The sequence below is a fragment of the Atlantibacter subterraneus genome, assembly GCF_007570865.1.
Taxonomy (GTDB): Bacteria; Pseudomonadota; Gammaproteobacteria; order Enterobacterales; family Enterobacteriaceae; genus Atlantibacter; species Atlantibacter subterraneus.
On the sequence record NZ_VLPS01000008.1, the window covers coordinates 272608 to 291067 of the forward strand.

At 55.4% G+C, this 18460-nt stretch carries 15 protein-coding genes; 6 read left to right on the forward strand and 9 right to left on the reverse strand.

The genetic code is table 11. The features are described from left to right. The first annotated feature begins 6 nt into the window (after positions 1-6). Together uca and FND52_RS16115 are read left to right on the forward strand one after the other, a co-directional pair. Complete coding sequence (gene uca, locus FND52_RS16110) at positions 7-3579, forward strand: urea carboxylase (RefSeq protein WP_144131842.1); 3573 nt, start codon at positions 7-9, stop codon at positions 3577-3579. Between the two features lie 273 nt (positions 3580-3852). Then, entirely contained in the window at positions 3853-4143 is a 291-nt protein-coding gene (locus tag FND52_RS16115; protein ID WP_125292777.1) for an HTH-type transcriptional regulator, read from the forward strand. 150 nt (positions 4144-4293) lie between these two features. Here the strand turns inward: FND52_RS16115 and FND52_RS16120 are convergent, their stop codons facing one another. The 5 genes from FND52_RS16120 to FND52_RS16140 form a co-directional block, all read right to left on the reverse strand. Next, a complete protein-coding gene (locus FND52_RS16120; RefSeq protein ID WP_144131844.1) occupies positions 4294-4452 on the reverse strand; it encodes a Hok/Gef family protein in 159 nt (52 codons plus the stop codon). A 325-nt stretch (positions 4453-4777) separates the two neighbouring features. Next, on the reverse strand, positions 4778-4936 hold the full coding sequence (locus FND52_RS16125; RefSeq protein ID WP_144131846.1) for a Hok/Gef family protein: 159 nt from the start codon (positions 4934-4936) through the stop codon (positions 4778-4780). A 290-nt stretch (positions 4937-5226) separates the two neighbouring features. Then, entirely contained in the window at positions 5227-7296 is a 2070-nt protein-coding gene (gene glyS / locus FND52_RS16130) for a glycine--tRNA ligase subunit beta (protein ID WP_125292784.1), read from the reverse strand. A gap of 9 nt (positions 7297-7305) precedes the next feature. Continuing rightward, positions 7306-8217 carry a glycine--tRNA ligase subunit alpha gene (gene glyQ, locus FND52_RS16135; protein ID WP_125292786.1) on the reverse strand — a complete coding sequence of 304 codons (912 nt, stop codon included), beginning with the start codon at positions 8215-8217 and terminating at the stop codon, positions 7306-7308. Between the two features lie 162 nt (positions 8218-8379). Beyond that, positions 8380-8688: a YsaB family lipoprotein gene (locus FND52_RS16140; RefSeq protein WP_125292788.1), complete on the reverse strand. Its 309-nt coding sequence runs from the start codon at positions 8686-8688 to the stop codon at positions 8380-8382. A 174-nt stretch (positions 8689-8862) separates the two neighbouring features. Here FND52_RS16140 and FND52_RS16145 point away from each other — a divergent pair, with 174 nt between their 5' ends. Continuing rightward, a complete protein-coding gene (locus FND52_RS16145; RefSeq protein ID WP_144131848.1) occupies positions 8863-9858 on the forward strand; it encodes an acyltransferase in 996 nt (331 codons plus the stop codon). Here FND52_RS16145 and FND52_RS16150 read toward each other — a convergent pair. The 4 genes from FND52_RS16150 to xylA all read right to left on the reverse strand — a co-directional run bounded on the left by FND52_RS16150 (position 9851) and on the right by xylA (position 14235). Continuing rightward, complete coding sequence (locus FND52_RS16150; protein WP_144131850.1) at positions 9851-10768, reverse strand: GlxA family transcriptional regulator; 918 nt, start codon at positions 10766-10768, stop codon at positions 9851-9853. The genes FND52_RS16145 and FND52_RS16150 overlap by 8 nt on opposite strands. Continuing rightward, on the reverse strand, positions 10765-11307 hold the full coding sequence (locus FND52_RS16155) for a cysteine hydrolase family protein (RefSeq protein WP_144131852.1): 543 nt from the start codon (positions 11305-11307) through the stop codon (positions 10765-10767). The genes FND52_RS16150 and FND52_RS16155 overlap by 4 nt, the downstream gene beginning before the upstream one ends. Positions 11308-11414: 107 nt before the next feature. Then, positions 11415-12869 (reverse strand): xylulokinase, encoded by a 1455-nt coding sequence (gene xylB / locus FND52_RS16160; RefSeq protein ID WP_144131854.1) that lies wholly within the window; start codon positions 12867-12869, stop codon positions 11415-11417. Between the two features lie 43 nt (positions 12870-12912). Then, positions 12913-14235, reverse strand: a complete 1323-nt coding sequence (xylA, locus tag FND52_RS16165) for a xylose isomerase (protein ID WP_144131856.1) — start codon at positions 14233-14235, stop codon at positions 12913-12915. 381 nt (positions 14236-14616) lie between these two features. Here xylA and xylF point away from each other — a divergent pair, with 381 nt between their 5' ends. From xylF to xylH, 3 genes are all read left to right on the forward strand, one after another. Then, a complete protein-coding gene (gene xylF / locus FND52_RS16170; RefSeq protein WP_144131858.1) occupies positions 14617-15609 on the forward strand; it encodes a D-xylose ABC transporter substrate-binding protein in 993 nt (330 codons plus the stop codon). A 68-nt stretch (positions 15610-15677) separates the two neighbouring features. Continuing rightward, complete coding sequence (locus tag FND52_RS16175) at positions 15678-17219, forward strand: xylose ABC transporter ATP-binding protein (RefSeq protein ID WP_144131860.1); 1542 nt, start codon at positions 15678-15680, stop codon at positions 17217-17219. Continuing rightward, on the forward strand, positions 17197-18378 hold the full coding sequence (gene xylH, locus FND52_RS16180) for a xylose ABC transporter permease XylH (protein ID WP_144131862.1): 1182 nt from the start codon (positions 17197-17199) through the stop codon (positions 18376-18378). Before FND52_RS16175 ends, xylH begins: the two co-directional genes overlap by 23 nt. The last annotated feature ends 82 nt before the right edge of the window (positions 18379-18460 follow it).

Consider the following 18460-nt stretch of genomic DNA (forward strand, 5'->3'; position numbering starts at 1 on the left):
CCGGTTATGTTAACTCGAATTCTTATCGCCAACCGTGGCGCAATTGCGGTGCGCATCATCCGCACCCTGAAGCAGATGGGCATCACCGCCATTGCCGTGTATGCCGAAGCAGATAAACACGCCGAGCACGTTCGCCAGGCGGATATCGCCGTATCGCTGGGTGAAGGCAACGTGCGCGAAACCTACCTCAATCAGGACAAACTGTTCACCATCATGCGTGAAAACGGCGCGCAGGCGGTACATCCGGGCTACGGATTTTTAAGTGAAAACGCCAGCTTTGTTGAGCGCTGCGAACGCGAAGGCGTGGTGTTTCTCGGCCCGACAACCGCGCAAATGGCGGCTTTTGGCCTGAAACACCGCGCCCGCGAGCTGGCGGAGCAAAATCACGTGCCGCTGCTATCCGGCAGCGGCCTGTTGACTACCCCGGAAGCCGCGCAGCAAGCAGCGGAGAAAATCGGCTATCCGGTGATGCTGAAAAGCACGGCGGGCGGCGGCGGCATCGGGATGCAGCGCTGCGACGATGCGGCGGCGCTTGACGACGCCTTTACCCGCGTCAAACGTCTGGCAGGCAACAACTTCGCCGACGATGGCGTCTTTTTAGAGAAATTTATCGCCCGGGCGCGGCATATTGAAGTGCAGGTTTTCGGCGACGGCAATGGCAACGTTATCGCGCTGGGTGAACGCGACTGTTCGGCCCAGCGCCGCAATCAGAAAGTGATCGAAGAAACGCCTGCGCCGCGTCTCTCGGACGCTAACCGCCGGGCGCTGCACGACACCGCAATCCGCCTGTGCCAGGCAGTCAATTATCGCAGCGCCGGAACCGTGGAATACGTCTATGACGATGTGTCTGAACAGTTCTGGTTCCTGGAGGTAAACACCCGTCTGCAGGTAGAGCACGGCGTCACCGAGATGGTGTACGGCGTGGACATTGTCCGTTGGATGGTGGAACTGGGCGCGCAAACGTTGCCTGCGCTGGATACGTTGGTGACTGCGCCAACAGGCCACGCCATTCAGGTGCGGCTGTATGCGGAAGATCCGGCGAAAAACTTCCAGCCAGTGGCCGGGTTGCTCAGCGAAGTGGTTTTTCCGGAAAGCGTGGAGGCGGCGCAACTGCGCATCGACAGCTGGATTTCCGGCGGTTGCGAGGTATCGGCCTTTTACGATCCGATGCTGGCAAAAGTCATTGTCCATGCCGACAGCCGTCTACAGGCGTTAGCGGCGCTGCAAGACGCCCTCGCGCAAACCCGGCTTTACGGCATCGAAACTAACCTGAAATGGCTGCGTCATTTGCTGACGCTGCCGCAGGTGCGCGAAGGCAAGGTCATTACTGCCACTTTAGGCGATGTGAGCTGGCAGCCCGCCACCCTGGACGTGCTGAGCGGCGGCACGATGACTACGATTCAGGATTTACCGGGGCGCGTGGGTTACTGGGACGTTGGCGTACCGCCCTCCGGTCCGTTCGATAGTCTGGCGTTTGAGTTGGGGAACCAGCTGCTGCAAAACCCGCGCGATGCCGCCGGGCTGGAAATCACGCTGCGCGGCCCGACGCTGCGCGTTAATCAGGCATGTTCCATCGTGCTGACCGGCGCGGATATCGATGCCACATTAGATGATGCACCAGTCGCGATGCGCCGGGTGATAAACGTGCTGGCAGGCCAGACCCTCAAACTTGGCGCGGTACAGGGCGCGGGCTGCCGCAGTTATCTGCTGATTGCCGGTGGCCTGAATTGCCCGCATTACCTGGGCAGCCGCAGTACCTTTACGCTGGGAAAATTCGGCGGCCATGCCGGACGGGCGCTGCGTGCCGGGGATGTTATTCACCTCGCCGCGCCGGAAATCCGCCCTGACGCTACGCTGCCCGCCGATGCTTATCCGGTTATCTCCAGCCACTGGCAGCTGCGGGTGATTTACGGTCCGCACGGCGCGCCGGAATTCTTTACCGGGCAGGATATCGAAGAATTTTTCGCGGCCCGCTGGCAGGTGCATTACAACTCCAGCCGCACCGGCATCCGTCTGATAGGGCCCAAACCCAGCTGGGCACGCCCGGACGGCGGCGAGGCGGGAATGCATCCGTCCAATATTCACGATAACGCCTATGCCTTTGGCACGGTGGATTTTACCGGCGACATGCCGGTGATCCTCGGGCCGGACGGCCCGTCGCTGGGCGGATTCGTCTGCCCGGCCACGGTTATCCATCAGGATTTATGGAAGCTCGGCCAGTTGAAAGCCGGCGATACGATCTCCTTTGCGCCGGTCACGCTGGAAGAGGCCGACAGCACCCAACAAACCGCCAGCGCGTCTGCTGACGTTGCGCTCAACGCGCTGCCGTCGCCGATTTTATGGCAGGACGACGCCCGTGACGGTATGCCTGCGATTGCCGTTCGGGCGGCGGGCGACCGCTTTCTGCTGGTGGAATATGGCGAGCAGCGGCTGGACATCGCCCTGCGCTTTCGCGTCCACGCGCTGATGCAGCAGTTGGAAGCAATAACGATCGCCGGGCGGCTGGAGATGACGCCGGGGATCCGTTCCTTGCAGATCCATTTCGATCCGGCGCGCTGCCCGCGCGATGCGCTGATCGCCATTATCCGCGAGGCCGATCTCCAGTTGCGGGATTTGCGTGACGCCAGAGTGCCGTCGCGCACCGTCTGGCTGCCGCTCAGCTGGGATGATGCCGCCTGCCGCGAGGCGATTACCCGTTACACCCAGTCGGTACGCCCCGGCGCACCGTGGTGCCCGAGCAATATCGAATTTATCCGTCGCATCAACGGACTGGATAGTGTGGAGCAGGTTAAAGAGATTGTCTTTAACGCCTCGTATCTGGTGATGGGCCTGGGGGATGTCTATCTCGGCGCGCCGGTCGCCACGCCGGTCGATCCGCGTCACCGTCTGGTGACCACGAAATACAATCCGGCACGCACCTGGACGGCGGAAAACTCGGTGGGCATCGGCGGCGCTTATTTGTGCGTCTACGGTATGGAAGGGCCTGGCGGCTATCAGTTCGTGGGCCGTACCGTACAGATGTGGAATCGCGATCGCAAAACGGAAGCCTTTACCCAGCCGTGGCTGCTGCGCTTTTTTGACCAGATCCGCTTCTATCAGGTCAGCCATGAGGAGTTATTAACGCTGCGCGAGCGTTTCCCGTGGGGCGACCATCCCCTGCGTATCGAACACGGCGAGTTCAGCCTGAGCGACTGGCAACAGAGGCTGGAGCAGGACGCAACGGATATCGCCGCCTTCCAGGATAAACGTCAGAAAGCCTTTGATGAGGAGCTGGCACGCTGGCGCGCCGACGGTCAGTTCACCTTCGAAAGTGAATCCGACGCGCAAAACGACAGCGACGACACTATTCCCGACAGCTGCTGCGGCGTTGAAAGCCTGGTGGCAGGCAGCGTCTGGCAGTGGCTGGTGAAGCCGGGAGAACAGGTTGCGGAAGGCCAACTGATCGGAATTCTCGAATCCATGAAAATGGAGATCCCAATTACCGCGCCGGTTAGCGGAACCATCCGCACTTTCCAGCGCCAGCAGGGAAATCAGGTACAGGCAGGGCAGTTATTGATGGTGATTGAACGCGCTGCGTAACGTGCAGGCCTGCCGGCGATCTTCCCGGCAGGCCAGATCCCGGACGCCCCGCTGATTTACCATTTATTTCTACCCAAAGACATAAATTTTCTTACTCTTTATTGGCTTTCATAATCAGCGAGTTAGCCTGAAATTTAGCGCGCTTTGCCGCTTAAAAAAATCTAATCGCGCGATTAATCACCAGCGTAACGATCCCTGATTGCGTTTAGGGACTATTCTTAATGTGCTTCTTAGCGTTCACGATCCCGCAGTGTGATTTATGAGGAGTTCTCAATGGAATATAAAGATCCAATGGTTGAGTTGCTCAGCAGCCTTGAGCAGATTGTTTTTAAAGATGATTCACAGAAAGTGACCCTGACCCATAAACCGTCCGCTTTTTCCGAGTTTGAGCAGCTGCGAAAGAGTACCGGTTTGAAAGTTGATGACCTGGCCCGGGTGATGGGCGTGAGTGTTGCCATGGTGCATGAATGGGAATCAAAACGCGTAAAACCCTCCAGCACCGAACTGAAGCTGATGCGCCTGATTCAGGCGAACCCGATGCTCAGTAAGCAGTTGATGGAATAATTTTATTGCTCTGTATCCTTTAGGTTTTCCTGGTCGTGACAACCCCCGTCTTAAACGGGGGTTGTGTGTTTTTAAGGATAAGTGCGGGTGCCTTCAGGCCCAACCCGTTCAGTTGACTGAAATGCGGGAGATCGCTCTCCCGCATTGCAATTACCTCCCTGCTTCGTAAGCAAGGACCGCCCGTAATTCATTGTTTTGTTCTTTGAGAGTGAATTCGCACAAACGATCTTTCACCATCCAGATAAAACAAAGCAGCGTTACACATATCACTAATAAGCAGAGAAATGTGTATTTATACTTAACAGGCATAATTGCCTCCTTCGGTTGAAGGGGCTACAATCCAACTGTGTTGGTTGGGATTGTGGCCCCGTTAATTAAATGGATTTAATTACGGGGCTTTCGTCTATCCAACCCTTGCATCATGCTCCGGCTAAATAGCCTTGAGCACCCGGATAGCATAATAATGATTTTTGTAGCGCAGATAATTAACGGAACCGTTAATAGCGTGCTTATTTTAAACAAATGAAATTGTTTTCAGATAATGGCTAAAACGATATCCAGGAATAAATTTGGGTGCCTTCAGGCCCAGCCCGTCAGTTGACTGAAATGCGGGAGATGACTCTCCCGCACTGCCTTACCTCCCTGCTTCGCAGGCAAGCACTGCCCGTAATTCACTGCTTTTCTCTTTTATGCTCAGCTCGCAAAGGCGATCCTGCACTATCCAGATAAAACAGAGAATGGTTACACATATCACTAATACACTCAAAAATGTGTATTTATGCTTTACAGGCATAATTGCCTCCTTCGTTGGAAGAGGCTACAATCCAACTGTTTCGGTTGGGATTGCGGCCCCGTTAATTAAATGGATTTAATTACGGGGCTTTTGTCTATCCAACCCTTGCGTCATGCTCCGGCTAAATAGCCTTGAGCACCCGGTGATAATAATACCGATGTTTAACTCACGCATAATTAGCACAACCGGTAACAGAAAGGCTATTTTTAATAAATAATCTTGTTTTAAGATAACGTTAAAAATAAAAAACCCGCCTTGCTTAGCGGGTTTTTCATTTGTTACAGCAACCGTTACTGCAGCAGAGAAATATCCGCTACCTGCAGGAACAATTCGCGCAGCTTTGACAGCAGCGTCAGGCGGTTAACGCGCAACTCCTGATCGTCTGCCATTACCATCACTTTATCGAAGAAAGCATCGACCGGCGCGCGCAGGGCTGCCAGTTCCACCAGCGCCTGCTGGTATTCGCCTTTAGCAAAGGCTGGCTCCAGTTTGTCGCGCAGAATAACCAACTGGCGCGCCAGTTCGATTTCTTCCGGCTCTTTCAATACCGAGGCGCGAACATGGTCGTGCAGCGTTTCGGTGGATTTCGCCAGAATATTTGATACGCGCTTGTTGGCCGCTGCCAGCGCAGAAGCCGCCTCCAGGGAACGGAAATGCGATACCGCCTTCATACGGGCATCGAAATCCGCCGGTTTGGTCGGACGACGCGCCAGCACCGCCTGGATGGTATCCACGCTGTGGCCTTCTTCCTGATACCAGGCGCGGAAACGGCCCAGCATAAAGTCGATAACGTCATCAACCACGTTGGCGTTGGTCAGCTTACTGCCATACAAACGCACCGCTTCTTCTGTCAGGGTTTGCAGATCGAGCGGCAGGTTTTTCTCAACGATGATACGCAGCACGCCGAGCGCAGCGCGACGCAGCGCAAACGGGTCTTTATCGCCTTTCGGATGCTGGCCGATGCCAAAAATACCCGCCAGGGTATCCATCTTGTCGGCAATCGCCACCGCACAGGCCACCGGGTTAGACGGCAGATCGTCGCCCGCGAAACGCGGCTGATACTGCTCGTTCAGCGCCACGGCAACGTCTTCCGCTTCGCCATCGTGACGGGCATAGTGCATCCCCATCACGCCCTGGGTGTCGGTAAACTCGAACACCATGTTGGTCATCAGGTCGCATTTAGACAGCAGGCCCGCACGCGTCGCATGATTTACATCCGCACCGGTCTGCCCGGCAATCCATCCGGCAAGCGCCTGAATGCGATCGGTTTTATCGCGCAGGGTGCCCAGTTGCTGCTGGAACAACACGGTTTCCAGACGCGGCAGATGGTCTTCAAGGCGTTTTTTGCGGTCGGTATTAAAGAAGAACTCCGCATCCGCCAGACGCGGGCGCACCACTTTTTCGTTACCGGAGATAATCTGCTGCGGATCTTTGGATTCGATGTTCGCCACAAAGATAAAGTTAGGCAGCAGCTTCCCGTTATTGTCATAGACCGGGAAGTATTTCTGGTCGCCTTTCATGGTGTAAACCAGCGCTTCAGCCGGTACCGCCAGGAACTTCTCTTCGAATTTGGCAGTCAGCACTACCGGCCATTCCACCAGCGAGGTGACTTCTTCCAGCAGGCTTTCGCTCAGATCGGCATTGCCGCCAATTTTGCGCGCGGCGTCTTCAGCGTCGGCTTTGATTTTGGCTTTGCGCTGCTCGTAGTCGGCGATGACTTTACCGCGCTCCAGCAGGATGTCCGGATACTGATCGGCACGTTCAATGGTAAATTCCGGCTCGCCCATAAAGCGATGGCCGCGGATCACGCGATCGGACTGAATGCCAAGAATATTAGCCGGGATAAGTTTGTCATCCAGCAGTAACGTAACGGTATGCACCGGACGCACGAAGTGAACGTCAGACGCGCCCCAACGCATCAATTTCGGAATCGGCAGTTTCGCCAGCGACACGCCGATCATGCCGGGCAGCAGCGCTTCAACGCTTTCGCCTTTCACATGGGCGCGATAGAGCAGCCATTCGCCTTTATCGGTGGTTAAACGCTCGGCCTGATCGACGGTAATACCGCAGCCGCGCGCCCAGCCTTCCGCCGCTTTGCTCGGTTTGCCTTCGGCATCAAAGGCCTGGGCGATTGCCGGGCCGCGTTTTTCTACTTCACGATCCGGCTGAGATTCCGCCAGATTGGCGATTTTCAGCGCCAGACGACGCGGCGCAGCAAACCATTTAACGTCGCCATGGGCGATATTGGCCGCATCGAGTTCAGCAGTAACATTCGCAGCGAAGGATTCCGCCAGGCTGCGCAGGGCTTTTGGTGGCAGCTCTTCAGTGCCGATCTCCACCAGAAAAGTTTTTTCAGACATGGCAGCCTCTTATTTGTTTCTGTTACACATCGGGAAGCCCAGCGCTTCACGAGAAGCGTAGTAGGCCTCCGCCACAGCTTTGGTCAGCGTGCGAATGCGCAGAATATAGCGCTGACGCTCGGTTACCGAGATGGCCTTACGGGCATCCAGCAGGTTAAAGCTGTGGGCGGCTTTCAGAATACGTTCATAGGCTGGCAGCGGCAGCGGGTTTTCCAGCGCCAGAAGCTGCTGGGCCTCTTTTTCATACTGCTCGAAGCAGGTGAAGAGGAAGTCCACGTCCGCATATTCGAAGTTGTAGGTCGATTGTTCCACTTCGTTTTGATGGAACACATCACCGTAGGTGGTTTTACCCAGCGGACCGTCGCTCCATACCAGATCGTAAACGCTGTCCACGCCCTGGATATACATGGCGAGGCGCTCAAGACCGTAGGTGATTTCACCGGTCACCGGCTTACATTCAAGGCCACCGACCTGCTGGAAGTAAGTAAACTGAGTGACTTCCATACCGTTGAGCCACACTTCCCAGCCGAGGCCCCAGGCACCCAGCGTCGGGTTCTCCCAGTTATCTTCCACGAAGCGAATATCATGAATCGTTGGGTCCATACCCAGCTCTTTCAGCGATCCCAGGTACAGTTCCTGAATATTGTCCGGCGATGGTTTGATGATCACCTGGAACTGATAATAGTGCTGTAAACGGTTGGGGTTTTCGCCGTAGCGGCCATCGGTCGGACGGCGGGAAGGCTGCACATAAGCGGCAGCGATAGGTTCAGGCCCGAGCGCCCGCAGACAGGTCATTGGATGTGAAGTGCCGGCACCGACTTCCATATCCAGCGGTTGAACGATGGTGCAGCCCTGGCGGGCCCAGTAATCCTGTAAGGTCAGGATCAAGCCCTGAAAGGTCTTGGTATCAAACTTTTGCATGTTGATTTCGCACGCGATACGAGTGGGTTTAAGTGGAAGCGACCAGTATATACTCAAAAGGCTAAACGTTGCATCACAGGGGCAACGGAACGGGGCGTCTAATCGAGCTGCAGGATGGAATTGCGGTGTTTTAAGTAGGGTTATTTAGTGTAGTTCAGAGAATTAACGCATCGACAGATGTAAAAACTGCCCATTCATATCGAACGCGCAGGTAAACCCTTCCTGGCGTGCGGTACTGCCCTGCATTTCGTAACTCCCCTGGAAAGCATCGAAATCGGTAATGCGGATATTCTGGCTGGTAAGGTTATAGCGATGAGCGGCGTTCTCCCGGCACTGGTTTTCCATCGCCAGCGAATGCATCGGCGTGACTTTTGCTTTTTGAGCGTGTTGCGGCTGCGTTTCCTGGCTGGCGCAACCGGCGAGGAGGATGACGGCGGCAAGCATAGATAAGTGTATGGGTGTCGTAGTCATTATACTTTGCTATCCGTATTTAAGGGGTTTTCCGTGCATTCAGGTCAGAATGCATTGTGGCTGGCTCGCGCGGCACGTCGCAAGCTCTGGAAAGCAAACTCGGAATGATCCGGAGTACAGTGATAATTAATAGACCGACACTAGCGGAATAGCAAAGTGTGAGCCGGGGAGAAAATGCAGCAAAAAATAAACTGGATAGATAACCTGCGCGGCATCGCCTGTTTGATGGTGATTATGATCCATACCACGACCTGGTATATTACCAACGCCGATGTCGTTACGCCGTTTAGTTGGAATTTTTCCAACGTCCTGAATTCCGCCTCGCGCGTCAGCGTTCCGCTGTTTTTTATGATTTCAGGCTATCTGTTTTTTGGCGAGCGCAGCGCCGAACGACGCCACTTTTTACGCATCGGATTGTGTCTGCTGTTTTACAGCACCGTGGCGTTCCTCTATATCGCGCTATTTACCTCAATCAGCCCGCGTTTATCGTTAATCAATCTGTTTCAAAAACCGGTGTTTTATCACCTTTGGTTCTTCTTCGCGATTATCGTTATTTACCTGCTATCTCCATTAATTTCGGTAAAAAAGGTCGGTTTGCCGGTGATTTTTGGATTGTTGCTGGTGGCCGGCGTGATCGCGAACCCGAACACGGTGCCGCAAAACTTCCACGGAATGAAATGGCTACCCGTGAACTTGTATATCAACGGCGATACGTTTTATTACGTACTCTACGGGTTACTTGGCCGCGCCATCGGCATGCTGGAAACGCAGTATCGTCGCTACACCGCTATTGCCGCGCTGCTGTTTATCGCCTGCGTCACGTTAATCAGCCTGGGAACGCATTCGGAACTGGCGCGGCAAGGCAATTTTAGCGACACTTTTTATCTCTACTGCGGGCCGCTGGTGTTTATCGCCGCCCTGAGCCTGTTTGTGGTGGTCAAAAATTCCCTTCACGCGCGCCCATTGCCGGGGCTGGCATTGATATCTCGCCACTCGCTCGGCATTTACGGCTTCCATGCCCTGTTTATTCATGCGTTACGGACTCGTCATATTGAAGTCACCCATTGGCCGGTGCTGGATATCATCTGGATTTTTAGCGCCACGCTGGTGGGTTCGCTGATACTTTCCATGCTGTTGCAGCGGATTGATACGCGCAGGCTGGTTAGCTAGCGCGCTGGCGGGCGCGATATAGCTGGCGCGGCGATGAAAATCCTGCCGCATGGGAAGCCTGTTCAACGCCCTGCCCTTGCAGCAGGCGTTGTTCAGCCTGGGCCAGGCGAAGCTGCTCCAGATAATCGCGCACGCTAATGCCCAGATGCTGCTGGAATAAGCGCGACAGGTGACGCGGGCTGACAAACACCCGCGCGGCGATCTCCGGCAACCGCCATTCAGATTCCGGGGAATCCGACAGTAAATCCTGCGCTTTATGGACCGCCGGATGCATATGGTTACGATAGCGCAGCCAGGGCGAAAGCTGCGGATCCTCTCCGGAACGGCGAAACCACACCACCATTTCCCGGGCCACGTCTAGCGCCAGCTGCGGGCCATGCAGCCGATTAATCAGATGCAGGGATAAATCGATGCCGGAGGTAATGCCCGCGCTGGTCCAGATGCCGCGATCTTCAACAAAAATCCGTCCTTCACGCACGATAGCGCCCGGTTCGGCGGCTTTCAGCCGTGTTATCACATCATGATGAGTGGTGCATTCCACGCCGTGCAGCAGCCCGGATCGCGCCGCCAACAGCGAACCGGAACAGACGCAGACCAGTTGGATATCCCCGCGCTGGATAGCGGCGAGCTGGCGGCCCAGCCAGCGACGCGCCTCCACCGCCTGCGGCGTATCGAAGTAGCGCGTGGAGTCGCTAACGCCGGAAAGCACCAGCAGGCTTTTTTTCGGTAGATGCTCAGGAAGCGGGCCGATGCCGCCCATGGTCAACCCAATCGAGGTGCTAACTTCCGGCTCTGGCCCGATGTAATGCAGAGTGAAGGCATCGCTTGCCAGGCCCAGCGTTTCCGCAGGCCCGATCATGTCCAGCGCCAGCGTACCGGGCAACACTAAAAACCAGACATCTGTTTTCATCTCAGCGACTCCAGGCATTCAGAGACCGTCTGCACCGTGGCGAAGCGGCCTTCCAGCACCGTTTCAGTACGATGCCGCAGGGTTTGGCTATCCAGAGTAATGTCTTTATAGCGCATCGCAAAGGTCAGCATCGCTTCAGAAACAAAACTCACCCGATATCCCAGGTCAGACGCCACGCGCGCCGTGGTTTCGCAGCATTGTTCGGTACGAATCCCACAAATAATCAAATGGTTAATTCCGCGGACGCGTAACCAGTGATCCAGCCCGGTGTCGGTAAAGGCGTTATGAACATGCTTATGAAAAGTGACATCTGCCTGATGAGTCAGAAAAGGCATCGGTTTCACATAGCCGGACTCCAGCGAAAACGGCCCCTGGTCGGCAACGTGGAAAATATCCACCACCGGCATTTCCCGCTTTTGACAACCGGTAATCAGTTGGCAAATCGCCAGCTGGAAATCAGAGAAGTCGATATCTTCCCAGTAATCGCGATGAAAGAAAGAAACCTGGGTATCGATGTTAATCAATGCGGAATGTGACATTTCAGGACGCCTTACTCAGTGGGTGTAACCCCATTCTGGCAAGGCGTCTGAAGGTCGGTAATACCAAAAACGGACAAAGAACGGTTAAACCAGGACGTCTCGCGCCGTTACTTCATCAACGGCTCCAGCTGCTGATAAATCTGCCGGAAGGTTTCGCGTCTTTCGCTATAGCGCGCGACGTTAGCGTCGTCAGGGTGATGCTGCTGTTCCAGATGCAGCGGCGGGAGTAAATCCTGGAGCGGACGCCCGGGTGAAAGCGCAATCTGTGCCAGCCGTGCCGCACCCAGCGCCGGGCCGACATCGCCGCCGGTGCGGTAATCGAGGATTTGCCCGCTGATGTCCGCCAGCATTTGCCGCCAGTATTCGCTGCGCGCTCCGCCGCCGATCAGCGTGATGCTCTTTGGCTGTAATCCACAGCTGTGTACAACGTCCATCCCGTCAGCCAGCGCATACCCCACCCCTTCCAGCACCGCCTGCGCCAGTTCTGCCGGGCCATGCTGATGCGTCATGCCAAAAAACACGCCTTTAGCGTTTGGGTTGTTATGGGGGGTCCGCTCGCCGGAGAGATAGGGAAGAAACCATACCGCGCCCGCATCGGCGTTGGCCTGTTTTGCCGCGTCAATTAAGGCCGGAACGCTGCCCAAACCGGTGAGTTTGGCCGCCCAGTCCAGACAGGACGCGGCGCTTAGCATGACGGACATCAGGTGCCAGCGTTTGGGCAACGCGTGGCAGAAGCTGTGAACCGCGCTTTCCGGCTTCGACAGAAAACCCTCGCTGACGGCGAAGTATACGCCGGACGTTCCCAGGGAGAGCATCGCCTGCCCGGCATCGGCAATGCCCACGCCGACTGCGCCTGCGGCGTTATCGCCGCCGCCTGCCACTACCGGCACCGCAGGCATATTCCAGCGGCTGGCGATTTCCGCCGTTAAACGCCCGGTCACCTCGCTGCCTTCAAACAATGCGGGCATGTGCTGACGCGTCAGGCCGCATGCCTCCAGCATTTCATCACTCCAGTCGCGTTTGCCGACATCCAGCCACATCGTCCCTGCGGCATCAGACATATCGCCGGCAAACTCGCCGGTCATCCGCAAGCGCAAATAATCTTTTGGTAATAAAACCTTATCAACCTGCTCAAATACCGCCGGTTCATGGCGTTGCACCCATAGCAGCTTGGGCGCGGTAAAGCCCGGCATCATCAGGTTGCCGGTGATAGATCGGGAATTGGCAACCATGGCCTCAAGCAACTGACACTCTTCACCGCAGCGGCCATCGTTCCACAAAATAGCCGGGCGCAGCACCTTCTGCTGTTTATCCAACAGCGTTGCGCCATGCATCTGCCCGGCGATGCCCAATGCCTTCACCGCTTTAAGGCTGTGCTGCGCGCCAAGCGCCTGCATTGCCTTGTCGGTAGCTTGCCACCATGATTCGGGATCCTGCTCTGACCACAGCGGATGTGGGCGCGATACCGTCAGCGGTTCGGAATGCGTCGCTAAAAGGTCGCCCTGCTCGTCCAGCAAAATGACCTTCACGCCCGAGGTCCCCAAATCAATCCCGATATACATGGCGGCAACTCCTTAATCAGCGCCACCGTTGTGGCGCAGGGGTTTAACGATCAAACAGATAGTGATTCACCAGATTTTCCAACAGCTCCTGATGCCCACTCTGATGACGCGGCGCCAGGTTCTGCTGTTCAGCGTACTTCGCTAATTGCTCCAGCGAGAGTTGTCCTTTCAGAATTTGCTGGCCCAGTTCACCATTCCAGCCGGCGTAGCGTTTGGCGACGCGACTATCCAGCTCGCCGTCCTCAATCATGCGCGCCGCGACTTTCAGCGCCAGCGCCATGGTATCCATCGCGCCGATATGCCCATAGAACAGATCGTATTTATCGGTGCTTTGACGGCGCACTTTGGCATCGAAGTTCAGCCCACCAGTGGTAAAGCCGCCGGCTTTGATGATTTCATACATCACCAGCGCGTTCTCTTCCACGCTGATTGGGAACTGGTCGGTATCCCAGCCCAGCTGCGGGTCACCGCGGTTGGCGTCAACGGAGCCGAATACGCCCAGCGCGATTGCGGTAGCAATTTCATGATGGAAAGAGTGTCCGGCCAGCGTAGCGTGGTTGGCTTCGATGTTGACCTTGATTTCTTTTTCCAGGCCGAACTGTTTCAGGAAGCCGTATACCGTCGCCACATCGTAATCGTACTGATGTTTCGTCGGCTCCTGCGGTTTCGGCTCAATCAGCAACGTACCCTGGAAGCCGATTTTATGTTTGTGCTCGACCACCATTTGCATGAAGCGGCCAATCTGCTCGCGCTCCTGACGTAAATCGGTATTAAGCAGCGTTTCGTACCCTTCGCGACCGCCCCACAGCACGTAGTTTTCGCCGCCCAGACGGTGCGTGGCGTTCATCGCCGTCACCACCTGCGTGGCCGCCCAGGAAAACACGTCCGGGTCCGGGCTGGTTGCCGCGCCTGCGCCGTAGCGCGGGTTGGTGAAGCAGTTGGCGGTGCCCCACAGCAATTTCACGCCTGACTGCTGCTGTTTTTGCTCAAGCACATCAACCATGTGGCTGAAATTATTCAGATACTCTTTAAGCGACGCCCCTTCCGGCGAGACATCCACATCGTGGAAGCAGTAGTACGGCACGTTCAGCTTATGGAAAAATTCAAACGCCACTTCCGCTTTACGGGTCGCCAGCGCCAGCGCATCGCCCGGCTGCTGCCAGGGGCGGTCGAAAGAACCGACGCCAAACATATCTGCGCCATTCCAGCAGAACGTGTGCCAGTAGCACGCGGCGAACCGCAGGTGATCTTCCATGCGTTTACCCAGCACTTTTTGGTCCGGGTTGTAATGACGAAACGCCAGAGGATTCGACGTCTCTGGTCCTTCATATTTCACACGTTCAAGCTGGTCGAAATAATTTTGCATAATTAACTCCGTAATCAGAGAGCGGGTTCGAGCACTGTGTAAAATAATCCTGGATATTACCCGCTCGTTCCTCAATTACGTTATTTCACACTGCCATTAAGATAATGCACAAACGCGCCACCGGTCACAAAAACTATATTTACAGAAATGACAAAAGTGCGAGGAATTATCCAGCCCCAGGCAATCCGCGTTAATTGTTAAATTTAAAATTCGATCGCGGTCATAAAACAGAAAACAAACAAAAAAACGTAATGCCGGGACGAAAATCTGTAATTGAAGGTTCGCCGCTTCCAGGTCAAAACTCTAAACGTCTACTGAAAGAACGTCTCTTTACTCTGAGTTGTAATACGCCACTATCACCCTACAACAGGTATTAACACTATGAAGATAAAGAACCTTGCCCTCACCCTGTGCGCTTCATTGCTGCTGACCAGCATGAGCGGCATCGCCAAAGAAGTGAAAATCGGCATGGCAATTGACGACCTTCGTCTGGAACGCTGGCAAAAAGACCGCGATATTTTCGTCAATAAAGCGGAAGCGCTCGGCGCGAAAGTCTTTGTACAATCAGCGAATGGCAACGAAGAAACCCAGATGTCGCAGATTGAAAACATGATAAACCGCGGCGTCGATGTATTAGTAATAATCCCCTACAACGGCCAGGTATTAAGCAACGTGGTGGCCGAAGCCAAACGCGAAGGAATTAAAGTATTAGCTTATGACCGAATGATTAATAATGCCGACATCGATTTCTATATTTCTTTTGATAACGAAAAAGTCGGTGAATTGCAGGCTAAAACGCTGGTCGATAAAGTGCCGCAGGGCAATTACTTCCTGATGGGCGGCTCGCCGGTGGACAATAACGCCAAACTGTTCCGCGCCGGGCAGATGAAAGTCCTGAAGCCGTTTATCGATGACGGCAAAATTCATATCGTCGGCGATCAGTGGGTAGACGGCTGGTTGCCAGAAAACGCCCTGAAAATTATGGAGAACGCCTTAACGGCCAACAACAACAAAATCGATGCCGTGGTCGCCTCTAACGACGCCACCGCAGGCGGCGCGATCCAGGCGCTGAGCGCCCAGGGGCTGGCGGGCAAAGTCGCCATTTCCGGGCAGGATGCGGATCTGGCTGGCGTGAAGCGCATCATCGCCGGTACGCAGACCATGACGGTGTATAAACCAATTACCGAGCTCGCTAATACCGCCGCACAAATCGCCGTGGAGCTGGGCAATGGGCAAGCACCGAAATCTGACGCGAAGTTAAATAACGGGCTGAAAGATGTGCCGGCTCGTCTGCTGAACCCTATCGAAGTGGATAAAACCAACATCGAATCTACCGTCATCAAAGACGGCTTCCACAAGCAAAGCGATTTGTAATCTCTGGGCGCCCGCAGCCATTTGCGGGCGCTATCGGCCTGAATTCAACCGTGAACAACGGGGTTGGCATGCCTTACTTACTTGAGATGAAAAACATCACCAAAGCTTTTGGTGCTGTGAAAGCGGTGGATAACGTCAGCCTGAACGTCAACGCAGGCGACGTGCTTTCTCTGTGCGGAGAAAACGGCTCCGGTAAATCCACGTTAATGAAAGTGTTATGCGGCATTTATCCGCATGGCAGCTTTGACGGCGAAATCTGGTTCGCCGGGGAAAAGCTCGAAGCGAGCCATATCCGCGATACCGAACGCAAAGGCATCGCGATTATTCACCAGGAGCTGGCGCTGGTTAAACACCTCACCATTCTGGAAAACATTTTTCTGGGCGCGGAAATTACCCGTCACGGCGTGATGGATTACGATGCCATGACGCTGCGCTGCCAGAAACTGCTGGCGCAGGTGAATCTGAACCTGTCGCCCGATACCCGCGTGGGAGATTTGGGTCTTGGCCACCAGCAACTGGTCGAAATTGCTAAGGCGCTGAATAAACAGGTGCGGCTGCTGATCCTTGATGAGCCGACGGCATCGCTGACCGAGCAGGAAACCACGGTGTTGCTGAATATTATTCGCGACCTGCAAAACCATGGCATCGCCTGCATCTATATCTCCCACAAGCTGAACGAAGTGAAAGCCATCTCTAATACCATCTGCGTGATCCGCGACGGCCAGCATATCGGCACCCGCGATGCCGGGCAGATGAGTGAAAGCGACATTATCACCATGATGGTGGGCCGCGAATTAACCTCGCTTTACCCCAACGAGCCGCATCAGGTTCATGATGAAATTTTGCGCGTGGAGCATCTTACCGCCTGGCATCCGGTGAATCGCCATAGCAAACGCGTCAACGATATCTCGTTCAGCCTGCGGCGCGGCGAGATCCTCGGCATTGCAGGCCTGGTCGGCGCAGGCCGGACCGAAGCGGTGCAATGCCTGTTCGGCGTCTGGCCGGGGCGTTGGGAAGGCCAGATTAGTATCGATGGCGCGCCGGTCTCGATTAAAAACTGCCAGCAGGCGATTGCCCACGGTATCGCGATGGTGCCGGAAGATCGCAAAAAAGACGGCATCGTGCCAGTGATGGCGGTGGGGAAAAATATCACTTTGGCCTCATTACACGATTTTACCGGGCCGGTAAGTACCCTGGATGATGCGGCGGAACAGCAGTGCATTTTGCAATCCATCGCCCGGCTGAAGGTGAAAACCTCGTCACCGGAACTGGCGATTGGCCGGTTAAGCGGCGGTAACCAGCAAAAAGCCATTCTGGCCCGCTGCCTGCTGCTCAATCCGCGCATTCTGATCCTTGATGAACCGACCAGGGGCATCGATATCGGAGCCAAATACGAAATCTACAAGCTGATTAACCAGCTGGTGCAACAAGGCATCGCCGTCATCGTTATTTCTTCAGAATTACCAGAAGTACTCGGCCTGAGCGACCGTGTACTGGTGATGCATGAAGGACGTCTGAAAGCCAATCTGATCAACCAAAACCTGACCCAGGAGCAGGTAATGGAAGCGGCCCTGAGGAGCGAACCCCATGTCGAAAAGCAACCTGTCTGAAATAAAACTCGCTGCTCCGCTGGCGAAAACACCCGGTGGCCTGAAAGCGCTTAACTTACAAGTGTTTGTCATGATTGCCGCCATTATCGTGATTATGCTGTTTTTTACCTTTATGACCGAAGGCGCATATCTCAGCGCGCGTAATGTCTCGAACCTGCTGCGCCAGACCGCTATTACCGGCATCCTGGCGGTAGGCATGGTGTTCGTGATTATTTCGGCGGAAATCGACCTGTCTGTTGGCTCAATGATGGGGCTGTTGGGCGGGGCGGCGGCGATATTCGACGTCTGGCTGGGTTGGCCCCTGCCGCTAACCGTGGTGGTCACGCTGGCGCTCGGCCTGCTGCTCGGCACCTGGAACGGCTGGTGGGTGGCCTATCGTAAAGTGCCGTCGTTTATCGTCACGCTGGCGGGCATGCTGGCGTTTCGCGGCATCTTAATTGGCATCACCAACGGGACGACCGTGTCGCCGACCAGTAATGCGATGTCGCAAATCGGTCAAAGCTATCTGTCTAACGGCATTGGTTTTGTCGTCGGCACGCTCGGGCTGATGGCGTTTATGGCGTGGCAATGGCGTGGCCGGGTACGCCGCCAGACCTTAGGACTGCCGGTTAACGCTGCCAGCGGTACGGTGGGCAAGCAGGCGTTAATTGCCGTGATCGTGCTGGGCGCAATCTGGCTGCTTAACGACTATCGCGGTGTGCCGACCCCGGTGCTGATCCTGGCATTTTTACTGCTCGGCGGGATGTTTATGGCGACACGCACAGCCTTTGGCCGCCGCATTTACGCCATCGGTGGCAACATCGAAGCGGCGCGCTTATCTGGTATTAACGTCGAGCGCACCAAGCTGGCGGTATTTGCCATTAACGGCCTGATGGTGGCGATTGCCGGGTTGATATTAAGTTCACGACTCGGCGCAGGCTCGCCTTCCGCCGGGAACATCGCCGAGCTGGACGCCATCGCCGCCTGCGTGATCGGCGGCACCAGCCTGGCTGGCGGTATCGGCAGCGTGGCCGGCGCGGTAATGGGCGCATTTATCATGGCCTCGCTGGATAACGGCATGAGCATGATGGACGTACCGACGTTCTGGCAGTACATCGTTAAAGGCGCGATTCTGTTGCTGGCTGTCTGGATGGATTCTGCAACCAAGCGACGCGGCTAATAAACTGCGTAACCGATCGCAATGCCGGAGGGTAAAATCTCCGGCATCTTGTCGTTTATGCTATTCAGGAAAGGGAAGAACT